Genomic DNA, 19,515 nt, shown 5'->3' with positions numbered 1-19,515 from the left:
ACCTATTAAATTTTACCATTATAACATATCTGTGGTAGTAAAAAAGAAGTATATGCAAAAATTAAAAGAGCAAACTCCCTTGCACGTGAGTTTGCTCTTTCTCTTCTTTATTCAAAATTCTTCAGTTTAACTTATTGTCCCATATCCTTCATCCTTTTAAGAGCTTTTCTATATTCTTGATCTCTCATATGCAGCATTTTATCAGGAGAAGGTTTAGGCTGGCCAAACTTTTTCAAAGCTTCTCTATACTCGCTGTCACCAATGACTTGATTCGCAACAATCTCTTTAGGCGAACGCTCAAAAACGGGAGTAGCTTTTTTACTGTGAACCTCTTCTGTACTCAGCTTTTCTTTATTTTTTTCTTTATCATGCGGCTTGTGAGCCAGCTTGTGTCCCTTACCTGTTAAAAACATCAAAAACGAGAGAATGAATACCACAATGCTCAATACACACGAAAACGTAGAAAAGGTATGATACGTAATGATTTCAGATTTTACATGTAGAGACTGAGTAAAATTTTCTTTACTAGCAACCTGGCTCTCTGCACTTACCGTCGCAAGGTTATCTTTATACACCTTTGCAAAAACAATACTGCTGATTACAGGAATGACTGCAGATACTGTAACTCTTATAAATTGAACCGTGACCATTCGAGGGACTAAACTTGGTAGCGGTCCGCCTAAAGCAGCACCCATCAGACCTGCAGCGACTGTGAATCCTACTCCTGCGATTAAAGCTGCGAAGCTACTAACAAAGAGAAAAGCTGAAGCCTGACCGTCCAAATACATCCACTGTATGCTTACTCCCATAATAATAACGGCTCCTATAATACCTAATACCCCCGGCCCGACTTTATCATATAATACGGCACTTAATATGGCCGCAATCAGTATCCCCGCAAAAAGCCCGATATAGATCAGTGAAATGTCTCCTTTATCAAAACTAGATCCGCTTTTAAGCAATCCTTGTAAGGATAAAAGAGTTAAACTCATACTAATATTGCCTATAACGGCGATCAGGATTGCAAGAGCTGGTTTTCGAGAAGCCACTAATCGAAAGGGAATTAACGGATTTTTAATATGCCATTCTGCTATAAATAAAAAACATAAAAAAATGATGCTTCCTACTATGCCTATCCATACATAAGTAGATGCCCATCCTGATTTTTGGAGATTAAGTAATGTAAACGTAATAAATGCGGTAACCATAAACATTAACGCTACACCGATGATGTCAAATGGTTCATGATGTTTGTGCTGTTGCTTGGCATGATCATTTGTTAGAAATTTGTAGCTGAAGCCTATTCCCAGTAAGGAAAGTACGGCCGCTATATAAAATAACCATCTCCAGTGTCCGTAGCTGTTCACTAACATTCCGAGAAAAATACCGACAACGCTAGATCCATAAAATCCGCCAATAAGAATTAGTAATGCCAAGTTCCGTTTATGAATCGGAAAAGAAAGAACCAGCATTGGAATCATCATCATAAGTGCTAAACCCGTTCCTGTCCCTTGTAAAAAACGACCAATGCCCATTCCTAAAAAGCTGTTAGAAGCAATACTTACGATAGCTCCTATAAGAAACAAACACATCGAAAGAACATAAGTACTCCTCTCCCCTAGCTTGTGTCGAAGAATCGGTCCAAACGGAATGCAAAATGCAAAGCTTATAACCCCCATTAAAACCGGTGTTATCGAAATATAAGATTGATTGTTAAACGTTTGTTGGAGAATTTCACGTATAGAATTTAATGACGTGTTTAACATTAAACCAGGACCAATAGCTAAAACTGCCAGTAAAGAAATCCCCCAGTGTTTTTCTATTTTCATACTACAATTCCTTTCTGCCTTCTATGATTGTAAAAAACTAAAAATAATATCTTTCTTTGAACAAACTAAAAAATAAAGCTTCAGTAAGGAAGCTTTATTTTATTTTCTAGGCCTGCCACTCGAATTGGCCCTAGAAGGGTTAAACGGGTTAATTTATCAGCCATAAATGCAGGGCTAAATTTCATATCGCTTTCTAACCAAGAACAAATGACACCTATATGAGCTGATGTGATATAGCTAATCAGGATATCTTTAGGAATATCCAGTCCATCCTCTGCTTCTCCAATCGAAGAGATTAGCTCTCCGTACACTCTTTTCTTTACAATTTCCGTCATATGACTTCTGAATTGAGGCAATCCTCGGTCACTTAGCATGACTTTAAAATAATCAGCGTGTTCGTAGATAAATTCAAAAAGCTTTAAGAAAGAAACAGACTCATCTTTTTCTTCTACTTCTGAGGAAGCCTCGTTATTTTGTTTAGGCTTTACCTGCTCTATTAACTCTTCTAAAACTTCATTCATAATCTGAACAAGAAAGTCTTGCTTATCTTGATAATGTAAATAAAATGTTCCTCGCGTTAATTCCGCTTTTTCCGTAATTTCTTGAATCGTAATGGACGTGACGTCTTTCTCCTTAAGAAGTTCGACTAAAGCGTCTCTTAAGTATTTATTTGTTCTTTTTATCCTAGGATCTACTTTTGTTTTTTTAGTCATAGTTGATCTCCTTGTATCACTTTTATTAATACATACGATGGACTATTTAAACTATACTGTATCGTCAACATACATTTTATACATAATGTAAACTAATGAACATCATGTATATTAAGTCTCACAAAGTATTGCCAATCTGTCAATATCAAAAATGGGTGCAGAACAAATCATTCCGTTGTTAGACACCGGTGGCGTGAACTCCAGAGTGAAATCTTTTGTAAAAACGTTCAAAAGAAATGGTATTAGAAATGAAAGAATAGTAAAAATTGATATTATGGAGGTGTTTTCTTATGAAAAAGTTTGAAGTAACGTTTCATTTAATCAATGGTGAAATCAGTCATATAGTTGAAACTAAATCACTTATTCGTGCAAAGAACTACATACAGTATAGATTTGAAGATAAAAGTAAAGTATTGGATTTGGCAAATGACTTGGTACTCGTTAAAAGCAACGTTCAATACTTTACCGTAGCTGAAAAAGAATAAGTAACGATATAAACGGGGCATGAATTGCTTGTTACACCGCTGTTAATTTCCGTGCAAGGCTTCGCTTTTCGCAGGCGGCAAGTGAGCCTGCAGGAGTCTTGGCCTTGCTCTCCAATTAACGGCTACAAGCACCTACATTCCCCCTCATAATAAAAAAGATCCGAACAGCTTATCATTCGGATCTTCCTTCCACTAAACTACTTTTAAGCTCTTTTCTCGCTATTTTTTCACCCAGTTGTCATTACTATCCTTTTTGTACTTTGTTTTTACCGCATTCCACGCAACTTTATGCGCCGTAGCTTCTTCTTTATATTCGTCACTAGCTGAGTTAAATGCTTCTTTATAAATTTCCTGAGCATGATGAGGAAGGTTATCTTTTACTCCATCAGGCAATTCTTTTAATGAATTGTAGGGCATATAGTATTCCTCCTTGAAAACGTCTTTTACTACTGATTTACCTGTTCTTAATGAGTATAAACATTTAATAAACTCTGAAAACGAATTGGAGTTTTGACTCTATAAAAAAGAACAGCACCTCTCTAGGAAGCCTGTTCTTCAAGTGAATCTAACTACCCTTTAAAAATCAGCGGGGGAACGCCCTTACTTAAGTTCCATTTACTTAAGGTAATCAATTCAATTTCTTGATCAGCAAAGAAACAAACATCTTTTGCATTGTTTCCAGGATAGATTCTGCTCGTGATCACTTTCTCGCCTTCATTAATAAAAACTTCAATTGAAACCTCGTAAGAAAAAATAATAAAAGATTTTATCGATTTGACTTGATTTTTAATTGTAGTAGTAGCATTAGAGGGGATTTTTGTACACTATCTCTTTTAATACTTAATCATAGTAGGGTGATTCAAAAAAGTAAAAAGAGCTGGATATCAGCTCTTTTTACAAAATAAACTTATTGCGGTATTTTCACTTTAAAAGGTTTAAATTTGACTGGTTTTAAAGAGCCACCTTTAAAACCTATATCTCTTGACTCGCCGTTTTCATCGAATTCAACTCCTCCCCCGTCTGTTGGAAGAGATAAATAAGGAGTAACGGTTAATTCAGTAACATGTGAGTCAATTGGATCAAACTTTTTATTACTCTTAAACACTAGGTTATCTTTCACTTTTTGACCGCTTGCTCCACCTGAATGGCTTGTAATTTCCTTTCCATCTTGATCAACTACTTGGAATTCTATATCTCCAGCTCTGCTTAGTTCAAAGTCCTCTCCTTTTTCAGAACTCTCATAAGATATATTCATACCTGTTTTACTTAAAGATAAGTCCTTAACATTAAGAGTGATGCCATCAACATTCTGTAATTGATTAATAGGAACCTTCTTAATATCCGTAATTTTTTTGATTGGATTTGAGAAATACCACGTTTCCCCATTTTCACCGTGTAAGATTAATCCAAGCTCAAAAGCATTTGGCATATCTTCGGATACGTTTATCTCCTGAATGGCCGTTCGAGTTGTGGCTGATTGAACTTTTTCTTCATATCCACCCGCAGATCCGTTAGGTGATTTTCCATTTATGGTAAAATCCATACCGCTACCAAAATAATATTCTCCCAATTTTTTTTCTGATTTTATGATATAACTAAGGCTAATGCCACTTTGGTCGTATAAAATTTCATCAAGCGTAACAGATATTCCATTAACAGTTTGGGTCTCTCCAACCTGGCTGGTCAGTCCATTTTTTTGAGCTTGTTTCAAACCAACGGAATTAGAATCTGCAAAAACAGAACCAATAAGAGGTATTTGAGACAAAGTGCTTGCTAAAGCTGGAGATTGATAAGAAGAAGCAACTAATAGTCCAAAAGCGACTGCCACACTAGACAAAGCATATAAGCCTTTCCTTTTTTTATTACTGATTTTATGGCTATATTTATAACTTACCTTGTTACCACTCATTTGTGATTCTGCTTGACTGATACCTGCTTGAATAGCTGACCGAACCTGTTCTTGTGGGAAATTTTCTACTTGCTCATGAGATTCTTTCATTTAATTTATAGCTCCTTTCTAATTCACTTCTCAATTTTTTCTTTGCTCTACGTAGATACGTTTTTACTGTACCAACCGGTTTTTCCATCACGTCCGAAATATCCTGAATGGATAGATCATGGTAGTAAAATAAGATAATAGACGTTTGATAAGATGAATTAAGTTTAGATAATGCCTCAGTTAAATGAAAAGATTCAATTTCTTTTTCTTGTTTTTCATCTAACCTCTTTAATAATTCGTGTTCTTCATAAGGTACGATTTGTTCTCGTTTCTTTAATAGCTTGTAACACTCTCGGATAAGGATTTTAAATAGCCAGGTTGAAAAATATTCTGCTTCTCGCAAGTGACCTATCGCCAGAAAGGCTTTACATGCTGTTTCTTGGATAACATCAAGAGCATCTTCCTTTGTTCTAACATAAGAAAGAGCTTTATAATAAAGCATTTTCTCTTCTTGAAAAAGCAGCTCTTCAAAAGCTCTGCTGTCTCCGTTTATTGCTTGTTTTACTGTATGTATATTATGTTTCACAGTATTATCACTCCCCTCATTAATTAGAGTCGTCTCAACAAGCAAAAAGTTTCACTATCTCCATTTTTTTCAAAAAATATTTTATTTTTACTATCTATAAAGCAAAATATCAGCGATAAATCCCCTATGCTCTTGTGAAAACGATTCGTGACATCAGTACATGCTGCATGAGAAGAATGGTGTGCTCCAAGTTTCAAGTTACTTAGATAATTGGATGAATAAGTCTGTTATTTTGGATAAAACACATATCCTTTGTTTTATAACTAAAAGCATCATTATTTCTGATCCTCTTGCAGTAGTCATTTCTCGAATAAATAAATTCAAAGCCTTGCAATCCACATACAAGAACGAAGAACAAGATGTTGTACTTACATGACAGTACGTGGAACTAAAAGTACGTATCTTTCAAAGGAGATTATAAACAAAAAATAGAACGCTTTCATTTCTTATTCTATTCAATTGTTTTCTTTGTTAAAATGACATTATAGGGATTATAGCAGAAGGGCAGATGGGACATATGAGTACAAATCTATTGATCACTTTAGGGGTTATATTTCTGACAACAGTTGCTATCACTATTTTAATTAAGATTCCTGAAGAGGAATAAACTACATCATAAAATAAAAAGCCACCTCATTCTTTTGACATTAAAAAGTGAGATGGCTTTTTCGAATGTTAAGCATTGCAAAAGTTTAAGAAAGATTAGGTCTATAAATAATTATAGCATATTAATTGAAAGGTTGTCATACAATTTTAGATAGAAAGAATCCCCTTCTAGTAAGGTATATATGGAAACATTGTGTGAAAAAACAAGAATTTTACTATGCCGTTTCTGTACATGCTACATTTTAAGGAGTTCATATGATAGTTAATTAAAAAAGAACTCCACTTATGGGAATTAATGATATAATTACCTCTAACTGTATAAGAGGTGATTTTGTTGATAGAAGATTTAATTGGAGGAACACTACTATTTTTGCCTTCCAAGAAAACAATTGCTGCTAAAAAGAAAGTTAGTCTATTACGTAAGCAAGAATGGTTTAGAACTGCTTAACTGAGGAAGGATCTACGAACAATGAAAAAATCGAATAAAGATCATTTACTTTGGAACATGTTAAAGCTGTGGATTTCTATACCTAGAAATATTCGTGTAGCATTTCTTTGGGCTTTTATTTTAGGAATCTCTTACTTGGGGTGGGTCAAGCTAGCCCACAGATTTATTTAGCATTAGTGATTTACCTTACCTCTACTAAAATTCATTTTAAGCAAACAAGAAGACTAGAAAAGATAAAAAGCTGAACTAAGTATAAAATTAAAGGAGAACTGCCTTGAGTCGCTTTATAAAACTAGTTGTTACATCCCTTTTATCTACTGCTATTTTTAGTGCTGTCTACGGGATAATCAGCTTAACACCTGAAAGTGAAAAAGAACCTAATATTTATTACTTCAGCTTTACAGATACATTCGTATTTACATTCATGTATACTTTACCCGTTTATATAGTTGTTGGAATTATTTGTTCCTATCTAATTGATATGCTAGCACATAACATGCAGACAAGAAAAATGTACTTTTCTAAGCTATTAATGTACTCGTTAGCAGGAATAGTTCCTGGTTTAGCATTTTACTTTCTGTTTGAAGGAATTCAGTTAGATTATCAATTGTTATTTTATTTTTTTGCTCTAGGTATTCTTGCAGCTAATACTTTTTATCATACTTTGCTACTTATAAATAAGGTTTTTAACAGAAAGAAAATTTAATTAAGGTTTGCTTTTGCTTCTAACGCAAACGTACATTATGATACAGAAGGATTTTCATATATATTATAAAAAAGAATAATTTCAGAAAGAGGAAAATGTGTGAAACGTAGTCGTTTGTTGCTTTTATCGTTAATGAGTAGTTTGCTAGTTATTCTAGTATCATTGTTCCAGTGGGATCTGGTGGATATGATAACGGAATTTTTAATGTTACCTGTTTGGTTATTTGTCTATGCCTTTTTTATCATCATAACTGTATGGGCATTGATTCACCTTTTTAAAAATAGAAAGTGGCAGCCGTTTGTTATTCAGCTCATCACTATCGCATTATGGTTCTTCTTTCCCTTTACTCAAGTCAACTTGGATTTGAACTTTAAAATCCACCAGAATAAAAGAGAAGAAGTTGCGGCTAAAATAGAAAATGGCGTGATTAAACCTAACGTACCCGATAGTCCATCTCTTATTCAATTGCCAAAAGAGTATACTCAATTGTCTAAAGGCGGAGGCGACATTGAAGTAGAAATAAAAGGAAAGTCGACATCAATTCTTTTCTTTACGTACCGCGGGATGCTAGACAATTTCTCAGGATTTGTTTATGACCCAAATGATCATAAACCTTCAAAAAGCGATTTTGACGGAGATTTTAAACAGATAGAAAAAGTACATAAGAACTGGTATTATGTATCTTCTTATTAAAAATAGATACTGCTTAAAAACTGGCTCCAAATCGTTAGACACTGTCTGACAATTGGGGCCGGTTTTTAATTTTCATTCTTTAATTCAAGCTCTCTACTTCAGAATACCGTTTTTTGTCTACACGGTCAAAGTAAGCTTGTTCAAGAATTTGCATATAATCAGCCTCGGTAATTAAGCGGACGTTACTTGGCGTTGAGTTGTTTTGCATAGCCAACTTTACAATGCCCGGAAAGTCTTCTTTCTTTACACCCTCTAGCTCTTTTAATTTAGGAATATTTAATGATTCTGTTAATTCTATAATTCCTTGAATTAATTTTTCAACAGCTATTTCATCTGAATCTGAATCTTTGGCAAAACTCATATACCTTGCTAATTTAGCATGCAGCTGCTTATTCTCCATAGAATTAAATTTTAATACATATGGTAAAAATACTGCGTTAGCAACTCCATGCGGGGTATCATAAAGCCCTCCAAGCGCTTCTGCTAAGCAGTGTACCGAAGCAACATCTGCAGATCCGAAACACAAGCCAGCTAAGAGACTTCCTTCCAGCATATCTTGACGAGCCGCTTCATTTTTACCATCGCGGAAAACGATAGGTAATGCCGAAACAATCGTTCTCATTGCTTGAGCCCCAAGCGCTTGTGATATAGGATTTGTTACTTTACACGTATAACCTTCAATCGCATGAACGAGGGCATCAATGCCAGTCGCAGCCGTAACAGAAGGCGGAAGACTTAATGTTAGTTCAGGATCAAGAATCGCCAAGACAGGTCTTAATGTACTATGTTTGAGCGTCATTTTTCGATGTGTAGATGCCTCGGTAATAACAGCAGAACGAGTAACCTCTGATCCTGTACCTGAAGTAGTTGGAATACAAACCACTGGTGCGATGTTTGAATACAGAAGTCGGCCGTCTGCATAGTCAGATGGTTCTCCGCCGTTTGGACCGCACAGCGCAATAGCTTTTCCTGTATCCATCGCACTCCCGCCACCAATGGCCACAACTGCCTCCGCACTAAAGTCACGGAATAACTTAGCACCTTCCAAGCAGTTCGTATCTCGAGGGTTTTGTTCAATTGAATCAAATACCAGCACTCGGTAACCAGAAGCCTCCAAGGCAGTTACAATTGGTGAAACTAATCCCGCACGAACCACACCAGGGTCACTCACGACTAAAATTGATGAACCGATATTTAAAGATGTCAGCATTTCTGGTAATTCTCTAGCTTTCCCCATTCCTACCTCAATTCGAGTAGAACAAAAATAGTTATAAGATTTCATTTATACCCCTCCCGTTGTCTAAAATCAAATACATACCTTAAGAAGCACTATTTTTTAAAATTTCATCATGGCCGGTAAGCTTACTTGTTCCATTCTGAAGCTAATATCCCCATAAAATATGTATCTACGTACTTCCCATCCACATAGGCATGGTTTCTTAATTTTCCTTCGGTAACAAAACCAATTTTTTCATACAATGCAATGGCCTGTTCGTTTATTCCTCTTGTGGTTAAATAGATTTTATTTAGACGAAGCTGTTTAAACCCTAGATCAATCATTTGCTCCATAGCCATTCGACCATATCCGTGACCTCTAGATTCTGAAGATAGGAGAATTCCTATACTAGCTCTTCCATGTCCATGGTCTATATCCTTCAGAAATACCCATCCAACTAATTCTTTTTTATCGTTTTCAATTCTTAAAATTAAATCGTTGTTCATTCTTTTCTTTTCTACTTCTTGTACTACCTCTTCATAAGTTAAAGGTGTTCTGCCTATCATTCGTATTGCCCGTTCATCATTTAACCATTTATGTAAGTATTGAATGTGAGTAGTTTCAAATGGCGTAAGATGTATTCTTTTTGTACTCATTGATTTATCTTCTCCTTTTAAAAAGAGTTAACCACAAATTAAAATTCATTCCATACTTGATTCCATAAATGTTGCTGACAAAGGTAAATGTGTATTTCTACTTACGATATACAACAGCCAAATTAAAATAAGTAGGTGCATAATTGGATCAAGCCATTAATCTGTTTAAATAGAACACTTTTGTATATAATTCTGGAATCAATAAAAAAACCCTCTCTTACATTTTACGTATAGTTAATCTTTGTCTTTAATTAGTGTTAATTCATCGGTTTGAGCTATTAAATCAATTATCTTATTTCCTTTTTCATAATAAGTCGAGGCCCCTTCTCGGTCCCTTTCCTTCCATCCTTTTGATTTAATCACTAATTTATATCCTGACGGGATGCCGTTTTCTTCAGAAGCTTTAGACCAATCATACATGTTTACACGTTCTTTTCCTTTTACTAACTTTGCATTTTTAGGGACAGGGAAACCGAAAAATTTATCAGATGGGATATAGGCAAAGAATGTAACAAAATAGAAAATTACCGCTCCCATTAGTAAAATTCCAGTAACAGTGATCGTCACGGCTTTTTTCAACTTATTGCCCTTCTTTCAATGACATTTTTACAATGAGATGGATCTTATTGCATTAAGATTCCTGTTGTTTTAGATTTAAGCACCTTTTTGTACATTAGTCTTATATAGCTTTTTCAACCAGGAATAAAGAATACATTCGCTAATTATAAAGATAAGAACGCTTATAAACGTAGTCGCTAAAAACTCAAAGACGTTAAGAATAGACATAGAGTGTCCCCACCACCAATATCTAAAATCCATTCCAAACAAAACGAAATGAATAAAAAGAGAAATTGCCTGAACTTCCCCTACTGATCTATGAGATTTTATAATAAGTATCCTTCCAGCAAAGAAACTAATTATAAAAGATAGAATAATAAATACAAAATAAAGAGAACTAGTCAATAAGGCTTCCTGTGGTGAATACATTTCAGCCTCCTTTTTATTGATTATTTTACCATTAATTATAATTAAAGGAAGTTGTTTTTAAGGATTTGCACCTTAAGAAATATTTAAATAGAAAAAGAATCCTTTTGTAGCGTTGTTGACACATTGTTTCTCAAAAAACAGGATCAATTTTTCTCTAATCTAAGGTTGTTCCTTCTGATAAACCCTATTACGTTATTCCGATGTAATAGAAGAAGGATTTTTACTTTTTAAAATAGAATAGTTCCTTAAAGAATCATAAAGGAGTTGATTTCATGCCTAAACAAATAAAGGATAGAAAAGAAATAAAACTTTTGGATTCTCAAATTTATTTATGTGATGAAATTAAAAAGTTGTTGAGGAAAAAAGAAAAAAGAAGTCTAGCCTTTGAACAAGAGTACACAGAACATGATATATTACACATTGCTTTAAACAGATTAATGAGTGAGTTAATCTCTAGACATTAAAAATTTCATCTATTATATTTGATATTATTCGAAATAGATAAGTTTCATATAAAAATAGACAGAATATTTCATCATTATCTTTACTTTGTAAACGCTTTCGTTTATACTAAGTATAGGTTGGATGGCATGAGTGGCTGTCATAGTATTTAGCGTAGGCGGGGCTGATACGAGGGAACAGGACATAGAAGAAATGTCCTTTTTTGTTTGGGCAATATTTCTTAGAAACTAGAAAATATTATAAAATGCTTTCAAACATTTTTTTTATTTAGTATGCCCTATCCAGTCTGGAAATTGAAAACGACCACCTCTTCACAATCAAAAGAGGTAGCTTTTTTTAAAATTGAATGAACAGCAGTCGTTAGATAATGCTTTACTGCATCTTAAGTAAGTTGCTTAATTTAATAAACTGTATTCGTAGACAACATATTCATCGCTTTTTCTAACAGTAAAATATCTTCTTCAACCATTCTTTTCACATCGTCGAGATCAAGTTGAATATATTCTTCTTTTAAACGTTCTAATTCCCTGACAAACAGAGTTCCCGTATAGTACCTATAATTTGTCACTAATATTTATCCCCTTTGTGTGCTCTTAATATATGTAATTCCCCTTTACTTAGATTAACAACTAATAAAAGCAAGATTTTTTCAAAAAAATCCTTCTCTGATGTAGGCAAAGGATTTTTAACTTTATTAGAATAGGAAAAATACGTTATTAATGTGGTCAGATTTGTAGTTTCATATACATACAACGTTTTATCGTTCTACTTTGCTTTTAAATCAAATTTATCTTCTTTACCATTCCATTTTATTGTTACATGAAAAGGAGCGCTGCTGCTTTGAGTCGCACATCCGCTGCAGCTCCCATTTAAATTAATTTTTCCTCCCGTCTCGTCATCCGTACCTGATAATTTGCTTGTTTCCCCTTCCACGACATAAGAAACTTTTCCTACTTTCTCTTTGTCTTTTCCTTTATAGATAATACTGCCTTGTCCGTTTTCAGTATTCTCTCCTTTATTTAAAAGATACAAAGCTTTCCACTGATCCCCTTCCCCTTCAAAACGCATGCTTTCTTCCTTACTCCCACAGCTACTCAATACTAATAAAAGAATAGACATGAATCCTAAAAACAACAAATTTCTTTTCAATTTTGAATCCTCCTACACGGTAAAAAAGCAGCCATATTATCCTATTAGGTAAATTTTTATTACTATCTGGCCTTTTTTTAAGTAATTTAAAGTGAGTTATTTTTCAATATGTTCTCCTGTTATTGGAATAAAACCATTTTTAAATAAAGCGTACCATTCCTCTAGTTCTTTACTCTTTAAAACATTTAATTTATTTAAAATGTCCTTCGAAAATTCTAATGCACCGCTTCCATTAGCTGTAATTAGACAGCCATCACTAACAGATTGTTTTTCTATATAATTTTCATCCCCTCGATAATTAGGTGCTCCTTCTTTCAAATAAGGTAATGAATTACCTGTATGTTTATTCTGATCAAGAAACCCATAGTTCCCTAAAAAGGTCGTTGCATCACAAATCGCTGCAACCGGAATGTTACGTTCAAAACAAAAGCTCACCAGTTTCTTTACCTGATGATTTTTCTCTTCTCTCCATCCCGTTCCCCCAGGCATAATTAACATCGCAAAGTCCAGTTTAAAAGGAAAGTCTTTTAGGCTGTAATCTGGAAGAACGGTCAATCCTCCCATTGAAGTTTTAGGGTGTTTGTCGATTGCCATTGTCTGAACTTGAAATCCTGTTCCCTGTTTATTTAACTCAGCTGCCACATAACTGGCTTCCCAATCAGCAAAACCATCTGTAATAAAGACCATCACTTTTTTCATACATACGCCACCCCTAATTCTTGATTAGAAATATAACTAAGTACATGATCAATCACCTATTTTAATTTACCACTTTATATATATAGTGTAAAATAGAACCAATATCAAAGTATTACGTTTAAGAACATCTACCTATAATTGAACAATGTTTCCATCTAAATCATGGTTTCTCTTCTTCTATTAAAGGGAATTAAACCCTAAAAGTGAACCTTAAAAGGAGACCAACATGGTTACAATTGAATCAATCATAATAGGTATTGTTTTTATCCTCATTCAATTATACGCATTAACAATTGTCGAACGTTCTCCAATCGGAGAGCAAAAGCTGCTCTCATTATCAGGCGGTGTAGCTATTGCCTACGTATTTATTTATATCTTACCGACGCTTCATAAGAAACAAGAAGAGTTTGGAGGGTCGCTAGCCCTTGATACTGAACTATATTTTCTTGGTCTTCTCGGCTTACTCGTCTATTTTTCGGTGTATTCATTTGCTCAGACAAAAGCAGCCACTCACCTAACGGAACTGACCGTGTACATGGTACAGGCTAGTTTTTTTATGGTTTATTCTTTTATCATTTCTTATGTCGTATTTTCAACCGATGTTAAGCGCGTTGAATCAGTATTTTACGGACTGGCTATCAGCCTTCATTTTATCGGGTGGTCTTACCATCTAGGAAAAAAACATAATCGCTTACACAAAACTAGAGGTCGCTATATGCTGGCCGGAGCAACTTTTCTTGGGTCCATTCTGGGCGTCTTCGGTCCCTCATCAGGACTGCTTATCGAGTCGATGATTGCTTTTAGTTCAGGTGCAATGTTATTTAACGTGATCAGTAAAGAACTTCCTTATGAAAAACATGCGCATTTGCCTACCTTTTTAATCTCATCTCTTATCTATGCGGCTACAATGATTTCGTTAAAAGCTTTTTTCAATTGGTAGCTGCGTGCGCGTGTTTTCACAAAACAAAAAGAGCAGCCTTAAAGGTTGCTCTTTTAAAATATGGTTTTTATCACTAGATATACTGCAGCAATCGATGCAAGAACGATAAGTACATTCAAAATGCGATGTTGAGTAGCTAAGTGGCCTCGCTTGATTTCTGCACGAGTCAATGGTTTATTTTCATCGTGATTTCCACTCACTCTATTACATCTCCTATCCTGTTTAGTTATTGGTTCTGGAAATTTAAGCAATAAGCTGATCTTTGTCAGCTGCTTCTTCCTTTTTTATCTTCCCTCTACATAAGATATAAAAAACACTAAACATAACAATCGACCAAATAAGATTAGCTCCTGGCTCAGTGTTAGCTACCTTAAACAAACTCGGTATAGATCCGAAAACAGAATCGTCCGTTGTAAGGAACAGAGCGAGAAACATGTTGTTGGCTGCGTGTGCGCCAATGGTAATTTCTAAGCTTTTTGTTTTAATCGCGATATATGTAAGAGCAAAACCAGCTACAATATAATCTAGTCCCACCAATATAATGGATTTATTCATTTCAGGATTAGCAAAATGTCCTATAGAGAACATTAGTCCGACAATAATCGCAAGTAAAATTGGACGCTTCACTTTCTTACTCACCCATTGAAGAAGAAGCCCTCTAAAAAACAGCTCCTCTGTTGTTGTTTGAATAGGTACTAACAAAAGCGTAATCAGTACTAACAGGCCATACTCTTTTAAACTTACATGATTCCATGAATAATCCGAGTGGTTAAACACGACATCAATTAATTGTGAAACGATTAGTAACAGGCTAAAAGCTCCAAAAGACCATATTACTTTCTTCCAATTCACACGTTTGTTAGCAGTGATTAATGATTTCATTTTTCGTTTGTGAATAAAACGAATCCCGATCCATAAACCAAAAATCCAGCATATGTACATAATATGAGACAACAGAAAATCAAGATTAGCATTGATTCCTACAGCTACTCCGCTATCAAAATCAACATATGATTTTCCACTTTCATCAGCTGCAACCATTATCATTTCAGCAATAATATAAATAACTGATCCTAACAGCATAAACACAGAAGCAAGGATTGTTGTACTTACATAACGCTTCCAGCTATTTTTTCCTTCTTCCACATTTAAATAGTTTTTCATTTTATTCTTACTCCCTCAGCCTTCTCTTCTCAATTACATCGTTCTTCTCTACTTCGTTGTTGTCTAGGCAGTGTAAAAATCTATTAGGACCGGAAGTCCTGCAATTATGTTAACTACCGCCTGCTTTTTACCTTTGAAGATAAGGAAATAGACTGACAATATGAAGAAATCACAACTCTACCCATTACCTCTTTATATAAAATTTAGCGTCTTAAAAGCCGTTAAAAAACAGCTTCTTCTAAAAGAAGACTCGACACCAAGTCATCGTTAACCTTTATATCCTGCTCATATGTGCCCGCATACACATAATTTTGAAGAAAATACTTGCTACTCAAGAATATATATCCTAGAACAACTAAAATAAATATTTTTTTCAACATCGTCCTCACCTTTTTATCCAAAGTTTTCCCCTCACGGATGCTACCACAACCGCTAAGGGCTTATCTATAAACAGCTTTTCATTTTTTAAAATTAGCTACCATTCTATCTAACATCGCAAAATGTATATAAGTTACAAATATATTACATTATTATTACAAATGTAACAATTACATTATAACTAAGAAAAAGAGGATAATCAATATGAAGTGTTCAGTAAGACTAATAAAATTGCTAGATTAATATGATGCGTGTAAATAAATCAAAAACATGTTGGAAAAGACGTTTGTTATTAAACAGGAATATTTAAAGAACAAAAAAAGCAAACTCCCTACCATTAGGAGTTTGCTTCTTTTATTTAAGAGTTTTTATAACCTCTTTCATCTTGACACTCTTCTAAAGGAGTGATTAGATATATATGTTAACTTCTTTAAAAATAAAGTTAACTTATTTTATCGTCGGTGGTGAGAGTGTATTGTATTGGGAAGAAGATATTAAAAGAGAACTTGCCTATTTAGATGAAATTTTTCAAAAACGGCACCTTGTTACGACAGAATTTGCTGAAGAACCATGGCTTACAGTCAATGGACGTAAAATGTTAAACCTTGCCTCTAATAACTATTTAGGCTACGCAGGAGATAAGGGGCTGAAGAAAACAATGAGTGCTGCGGTGATGACGTATGGAGTAGGAGCAACAGCTTCACGCTTAATAGTAGGAAATCACTCTCTTTATGAGACAGCAGAAAGAGCACTTGTTAATTGGAAGAAAGCTGAGGCAGGACTTATTATCAATAGTGGTTATAATGCAAACCTAGGAATCATCTCAGCCTTGGTTCCGCGTAATGGCTTCATCTTCAGCGATAAGTTAAATCATGCAAGTATCATTGATGGAGCCCTACTGAGCCGTGCAAAACTGCAGCGCTATCGCCATAACGATATGAACCACCTAGAAAATTTATTAAAAAAAGTTCCCTTAGATTCACGGAAGTTAATTGTAACAGATACTGTTTTCAGCATGGATGGTGACTTTGCCAAGCTCAAGGAACTTGTTAAATTAAAAGAGCAGTATAACGCACTATTAATGGTTGATGAGGCTCACGCAAGCGGTGTATACGGAAAAAATGGTGAAGGATATGCGCATTTTCTTGATCTGCAAGATAAAATTGATATTCAAATGGGAACGTTTAGTAAAGCCCTAGGCTCATTTGGAGCTTATGTTACTGGAAAACAGTGGCTCATAGATTATTTGAAAAATAGAATGCGAGGATTCATTTATTCAACTGCTCTTCCCCCTGCTATACTCGGTGCAATAACGGCTGCGATTGAAAAGGTGCAACAAGACACAGAGCGTCGCGCACTTCTTCAAGAACATGCATTATTTTTTAGAAAAGCACTTACATACGAAGGATTCAACACGTGCAAAAGTCAATCTCAAATCATTCCAATTTTGACGGGAGAAAACAAAAGAACAATGCAGTTTGCAGAGCGTTTACAGAAAGAAGGAATTGCTGCTATTGCAGTTAGACCCCCTACTGTTCCTGAAAATAAAGCAAGAATTCGTTTTACTGTAACAGCAGACCATACTCGCGAAGATTTAGAGTGGGCCATAAGAAAAGTTTCTCTAATTGGAAAAGAAATGAGTGTGATCCAATGAAACAATCCACTATCATAATATTTCCGGGATGGGGAATGGAAAAAGCAGCGTTTCACCCAATCATAAAATCATTATCTACTATATGTAACGTTTTGTGTATAGATTGGAGAGGTGTAAAAGAACTAAGTGACTTTAAAGAACGTGCAATCCAATTGCTTACTTCTACTCAAGGTACTGTTTATTTAATGGGTTGGTCATTAGGTTCCCTTATAACGCTTGAACTTGCAAGTTTATACCCTAACAAGATAGAAGGACTCATATTAATTGGCGGAACTAGTCGCTTTACAAACGACGTGCATAATACATTTGGATGGGAGCAGCGCATCGTTGAACGTATGAAAAAACAGCTACAGCGCAATAAGGAAAAAACACTTACTGCATTTTATAACGCTATGTTCCCTAAATCTGAAAAAGAAGAAGAATTTCATCATCAATTTATGGAAGTTGTTCAGCGTGATTATCAAGGAGACAGTACGTACTCCCTCCTTACAGGGCTGGATTATTTACTTCAAAAAGATGTTAGAATGCAACTCAATCAAATTCAAACTCCTTGTTTGTTGATCCATGGAAGAGATGATCAAATATGTTTACCTGAGTCTTCTTCTTTCATAGCTGAAAGAATTGGTGGAAAAGCGCAGCTGTGCATTCTAGAAAAAGCTGGTCACATTCCTTTTTTTACGAAGCCTCAGCCATGTACGCAACTTATAGAGAAATTTCTTGAAAAGGAGCTCATTTATGATTAATAAGCAACTTTTAAAGAAAAGATTCAATAATCATGCTAAAACTTATGATGCTTATGCCGATGTACAAAAAAGCATGGCAAACCAGTTAATAGATCAGCTTTCCACCACTTTCTTTAACCAGAAAATAGCTATTCTTGAAATTGGCTGCGGCACGGGTTATTTAACACAATTATTGTGCGAAAAATTTCCTAAGGCTGCTATTACAGCAGTTGATTTGTCATCAGGAATGATTGAGTTAGCAAAGAAAAAAGTAATGGAAGATCGAGTTTCATTCATATGCGGAGATATCGAGGAACTAAGTATAGAAAGACATTATGACCTTATTATTTCGAATGCAACATTTCAGTGGTTTAATAGTCTTCATACGACAATAAAAAAATTGTATAAACAACTTAATCCTACAGGCAGCCTGCTATTTTCAACCTTTGGTAATCGTACATTTGAAGAGCTTCATTCATGCTACAGCCATGCGAAACAAAAGCTCGGTCTTTTCAGTAATAGTTCACCTGGCCAATCGTTTTTTTCTCTTGAAGAGTTGTCTCAAGTTTGTGAACAAGCATTAGTTCCGTTGAGAGAACATCCATTTAAACTATCAAAAATGGAGAAACTAGAGGTTCAATACTTTCCGACGGCTCAGGCATTTTTTACATCAATAAAAAAGATTGGAGCAAGTAACAGTAACGAGGAAAACTACTGTCAACGCCCTTCGTTTTTTCGTGAATTAATCAACCTATATGAAAATGATTATCGTAATGAGAACGGAATAAAAGTAACCTATCATTGCTTAATGTTTAATATTACAAAAACGATCCAATAGCTAATCCTGCCCTGGCTACTCTCTAGAAGTGATGGATTGCCCCCAGTAAAAAAGGGTACTCTTCTATTTAGAAAAGTACCCTTAAATAATCAATTAGATCTAATTAACTTACTGTTTTTTTTAGAAACTAACTCAATAACATTTGTTATACCTTGCTCGTTGTACCCTGTTTTTAATAACTGTATTTGACCACGTTCAGATAAATTTGTAAAAATGATTGGTGTAACAAGTGATTTAGCATTTTCCTTAATGTAGTTTAGATCTATTTTTAAAAGCGGGGTTCCTTGTGTAACCTTTTCTCCCTCTTCAATTAGGCATGTGAACCCTTTCCCATTCAAGTTCACTGTTTCTAACCCTACGTGAATTAATAACTCTAGACCCTGATCTGTTTTTAAACCTATGGCATGTTTTGTAGGAAAGATGCTAACAACCTCCCCATTGATAGGAGAAACAAGAGTATTATTAGTTGGTTCGATGGCAAAACCATCTCCCATCATCTTTGAAGAAAAAACGGCATCAGGGACTTCTTCTAGAGGCACAATATATCCATCAAACGGAAGTTTGAATGCGCTTCCTAAAGTTGTATCGTTCATTTCTTTTTTCTCACCTGTTGCAGCAACTTCAGTTTTTGTCTTCGCTTCAGGT

Annotated in this window: 23 protein-coding genes and 1 pseudogene; 8 read left to right on the top strand and 16 right to left on the bottom strand. The window is 34.9% G+C overall.

Annotated elements, in window-relative coordinates; genetic code table 11:
- Positions 1–131: 131 nt before the first annotated feature.
- Positions 132–1,829 (bottom strand): MFS transporter, encoded by a 1,698-nt coding sequence (locus MMB69_RS06040; protein WP_277447342.1) that lies wholly within the window; start codon positions 1,827–1,829, stop codon positions 132–134.
- A gap of 80 nt (positions 1,830–1,909) precedes the next feature.
- The gene (locus tag MMB69_RS06035; protein ID WP_116740227.1) at positions 1,910–2,542 is read right to left on the bottom strand and encodes a TetR/AcrR family transcriptional regulator; all 633 of its coding nucleotides are present in this window, start codon (positions 2,540–2,542) and stop codon (positions 1,910–1,912) included.
- Between the two features lie 290 nt (positions 2,543–2,832).
- Here MMB69_RS06035 and MMB69_RS06030 point away from each other — a divergent pair, with 290 nt between their 5' ends.
- The gene (locus MMB69_RS06030) at positions 2,833–3,027 is read left to right on the top strand and encodes a hypothetical protein (RefSeq protein ID WP_014458846.1); all 195 of its coding nucleotides are present in this window, start codon (positions 2,833–2,835) and stop codon (positions 3,025–3,027) included.
- 219 nt (positions 3,028–3,246) lie between these two features.
- Here MMB69_RS06030 and MMB69_RS06025 read toward each other — a convergent pair whose 3' ends face one another.
- The 4 genes from MMB69_RS06025 to MMB69_RS06010 all read right to left on the bottom strand — a co-directional run bounded on the left by MMB69_RS06025 (position 3,247) and on the right by MMB69_RS06010 (position 5,552).
- Positions 3,247–3,444, bottom strand: a complete 198-nt coding sequence (locus MMB69_RS06025; RefSeq protein WP_033580050.1) for a ChaB family protein — start codon at positions 3,442–3,444, stop codon at positions 3,247–3,249.
- A gap of 152 nt (positions 3,445–3,596) precedes the next feature.
- Positions 3,597–3,761: a GH32 C-terminal domain-containing protein gene (locus MMB69_RS06020; protein ID WP_277448046.1), complete on the bottom strand. Its 165-nt coding sequence runs from the start codon at positions 3,759–3,761 to the stop codon at positions 3,597–3,599.
- Between the two features lie 173 nt (positions 3,762–3,934).
- Complete coding sequence (locus MMB69_RS06015; protein ID WP_277447341.1) at positions 3,935–5,026, bottom strand: DUF4179 domain-containing protein; 1,092 nt, start codon at positions 5,024–5,026, stop codon at positions 3,935–3,937.
- Entirely contained in the window at positions 5,010–5,552 is a 543-nt protein-coding gene (locus MMB69_RS06010) for a sigma-70 family RNA polymerase sigma factor (RefSeq protein ID WP_277447340.1), read from the bottom strand. The genes MMB69_RS06015 and MMB69_RS06010 overlap by 17 nt, the downstream gene beginning before the upstream one ends.
- A gap of 1,328 nt (positions 5,553–6,880) precedes the next feature.
- Between MMB69_RS06010 and MMB69_RS06005 the strand changes: the two genes are divergently transcribed.
- Together MMB69_RS06005 and MMB69_RS06000 are read left to right on the top strand one after the other, a co-directional pair.
- Entirely contained in the window at positions 6,881–7,312 is a 432-nt protein-coding gene (locus MMB69_RS06005; protein WP_277447339.1) for a hypothetical protein, read from the top strand.
- Positions 7,313–7,411: 99 nt separating this feature from the next.
- Positions 7,412–8,005: a hypothetical protein gene (locus tag MMB69_RS06000; protein WP_269871442.1), complete on the top strand. Its 594-nt coding sequence runs from the start codon at positions 7,412–7,414 to the stop codon at positions 8,003–8,005.
- Positions 8,006–8,084: 79 nt separating this feature from the next.
- Here the strand turns inward: MMB69_RS06000 and MMB69_RS05995 are convergent, their stop codons facing one another.
- From MMB69_RS05995 to MMB69_RS05980, 4 genes are all read right to left on the bottom strand, one after another.
- Positions 8,085–9,287: an iron-containing alcohol dehydrogenase gene (locus MMB69_RS05995; protein WP_277447338.1), complete on the bottom strand. Its 1,203-nt coding sequence runs from the start codon at positions 9,285–9,287 to the stop codon at positions 8,085–8,087.
- Positions 9,288–9,367: 80 nt separating this feature from the next.
- Entirely contained in the window at positions 9,368–9,877 is a 510-nt protein-coding gene (locus tag MMB69_RS05990) for a GNAT family N-acetyltransferase (RefSeq protein ID WP_277447337.1), read from the bottom strand.
- Positions 9,878–10,111: 234 nt separating this feature from the next.
- Positions 10,112–10,456: a hypothetical protein gene (locus tag MMB69_RS05985; protein WP_277447336.1), complete on the bottom strand. Its 345-nt coding sequence runs from the start codon at positions 10,454–10,456 to the stop codon at positions 10,112–10,114.
- A gap of 75 nt (positions 10,457–10,531) precedes the next feature.
- Complete coding sequence (locus MMB69_RS05980; protein ID WP_277447335.1) at positions 10,532–10,864, bottom strand: hypothetical protein; 333 nt, start codon at positions 10,862–10,864, stop codon at positions 10,532–10,534.
- Positions 10,865–11,136: 272 nt separating this feature from the next.
- On the opposite strand from MMB69_RS05980, the gene MMB69_RS05975 reads away from it, so the two are divergent.
- The gene (locus tag MMB69_RS05975) at positions 11,137–11,328 is read left to right on the top strand and encodes a hypothetical protein (protein ID WP_277447334.1); all 192 of its coding nucleotides are present in this window, start codon (positions 11,137–11,139) and stop codon (positions 11,326–11,328) included.
- 398 nt (positions 11,329–11,726) lie between these two features.
- On the opposite strand, the gene MMB69_RS05970 is transcribed toward MMB69_RS05975, so the two are convergent.
- The 3 genes from MMB69_RS05970 to MMB69_RS05960 form a co-directional block, all read right to left on the bottom strand.
- Positions 11,727–11,894, bottom strand: a complete 168-nt coding sequence (locus MMB69_RS05970) for a hypothetical protein (protein ID WP_221786259.1) — start codon at positions 11,892–11,894, stop codon at positions 11,727–11,729.
- A 197-nt stretch (positions 11,895–12,091) separates the two neighbouring features.
- Positions 12,092–12,475: a hypothetical protein gene (locus MMB69_RS05965; RefSeq protein ID WP_277447333.1), complete on the bottom strand. Its 384-nt coding sequence runs from the start codon at positions 12,473–12,475 to the stop codon at positions 12,092–12,094.
- 96 nt (positions 12,476–12,571) lie between these two features.
- On the bottom strand, positions 12,572–13,174 hold the full coding sequence (locus tag MMB69_RS05960; protein ID WP_277447332.1) for a type 1 glutamine amidotransferase family protein: 603 nt from the start codon (positions 13,172–13,174) through the stop codon (positions 12,572–12,574).
- A gap of 226 nt (positions 13,175–13,400) precedes the next feature.
- Between MMB69_RS05960 and MMB69_RS05955 the strand changes: the two genes are divergently transcribed.
- Positions 13,401–14,114: a hypothetical protein gene (locus MMB69_RS05955; RefSeq protein ID WP_269871435.1), complete on the top strand. Its 714-nt coding sequence runs from the start codon at positions 13,401–13,403 to the stop codon at positions 14,112–14,114.
- Between the two features lie 53 nt (positions 14,115–14,167).
- On the opposite strand, the gene MMB69_RS05950 is transcribed toward MMB69_RS05955, so the two are convergent.
- Entirely contained in the window at positions 14,168–14,314 is a 147-nt protein-coding gene (locus tag MMB69_RS05950; RefSeq protein WP_277447330.1) for a hypothetical protein, read from the bottom strand.
- A gap of 43 nt (positions 14,315–14,357) precedes the next feature.
- On the bottom strand, positions 14,358–15,278 hold the full coding sequence (locus MMB69_RS05945) for a CPBP family intramembrane glutamic endopeptidase (RefSeq protein WP_269871433.1): 921 nt from the start codon (positions 15,276–15,278) through the stop codon (positions 14,358–14,360).
- Positions 15,279–16,131: 853 nt separating this feature from the next.
- Between MMB69_RS05945 and bioF the strand changes: the two genes are divergently transcribed.
- The 3 genes from bioF to bioC are packed head-to-tail and all read left to right on the top strand — an operon-like array spanning position 16,132 to position 18,870.
- The gene (gene bioF, locus MMB69_RS05940; protein WP_481861879.1) at positions 16,132–17,310 is read left to right on the top strand and encodes an 8-amino-7-oxononanoate synthase; all 1,179 of its coding nucleotides are present in this window, start codon (positions 16,132–16,134) and stop codon (positions 17,308–17,310) included.
- Positions 17,307–18,053, top strand: a complete 747-nt coding sequence (locus tag MMB69_RS05935) for an alpha/beta fold hydrolase (RefSeq protein ID WP_277447328.1) — start codon at positions 17,307–17,309, stop codon at positions 18,051–18,053. Before bioF ends, MMB69_RS05935 begins: the two co-directional genes overlap by 4 nt.
- Positions 18,046–18,870: a malonyl-ACP O-methyltransferase BioC gene (gene bioC / locus MMB69_RS05930; RefSeq protein WP_277447327.1), complete on the top strand. Its 825-nt coding sequence runs from the start codon at positions 18,046–18,048 to the stop codon at positions 18,868–18,870. The genes MMB69_RS05935 and bioC overlap by 8 nt, the downstream gene beginning before the upstream one ends.
- Before the next feature lie 89 nt (positions 18,871–18,959).
- Here the strand turns inward: bioC and MMB69_RS05925 are convergent.
- Positions 18,960–19,421 (bottom strand): annotated as a pseudogene (locus MMB69_RS05925) (PTS sugar transporter subunit IIA); the annotation flags it as partial.
- Positions 19,422–19,515: the final 94 nt, after the last annotated feature.

Origin of the sequence: Priestia sp. P5 (assembly GCF_029522155.1) — a bacterium.
GTDB classification, from domain to species: domain Bacteria; phylum Bacillota; class Bacilli; order Bacillales; family Bacillaceae_H; genus Priestia; species Priestia megaterium_E.
Note: the sequence above shows the minus strand (reverse complement) of the source record. Positions and strands in the feature narration are given on the sequence as shown.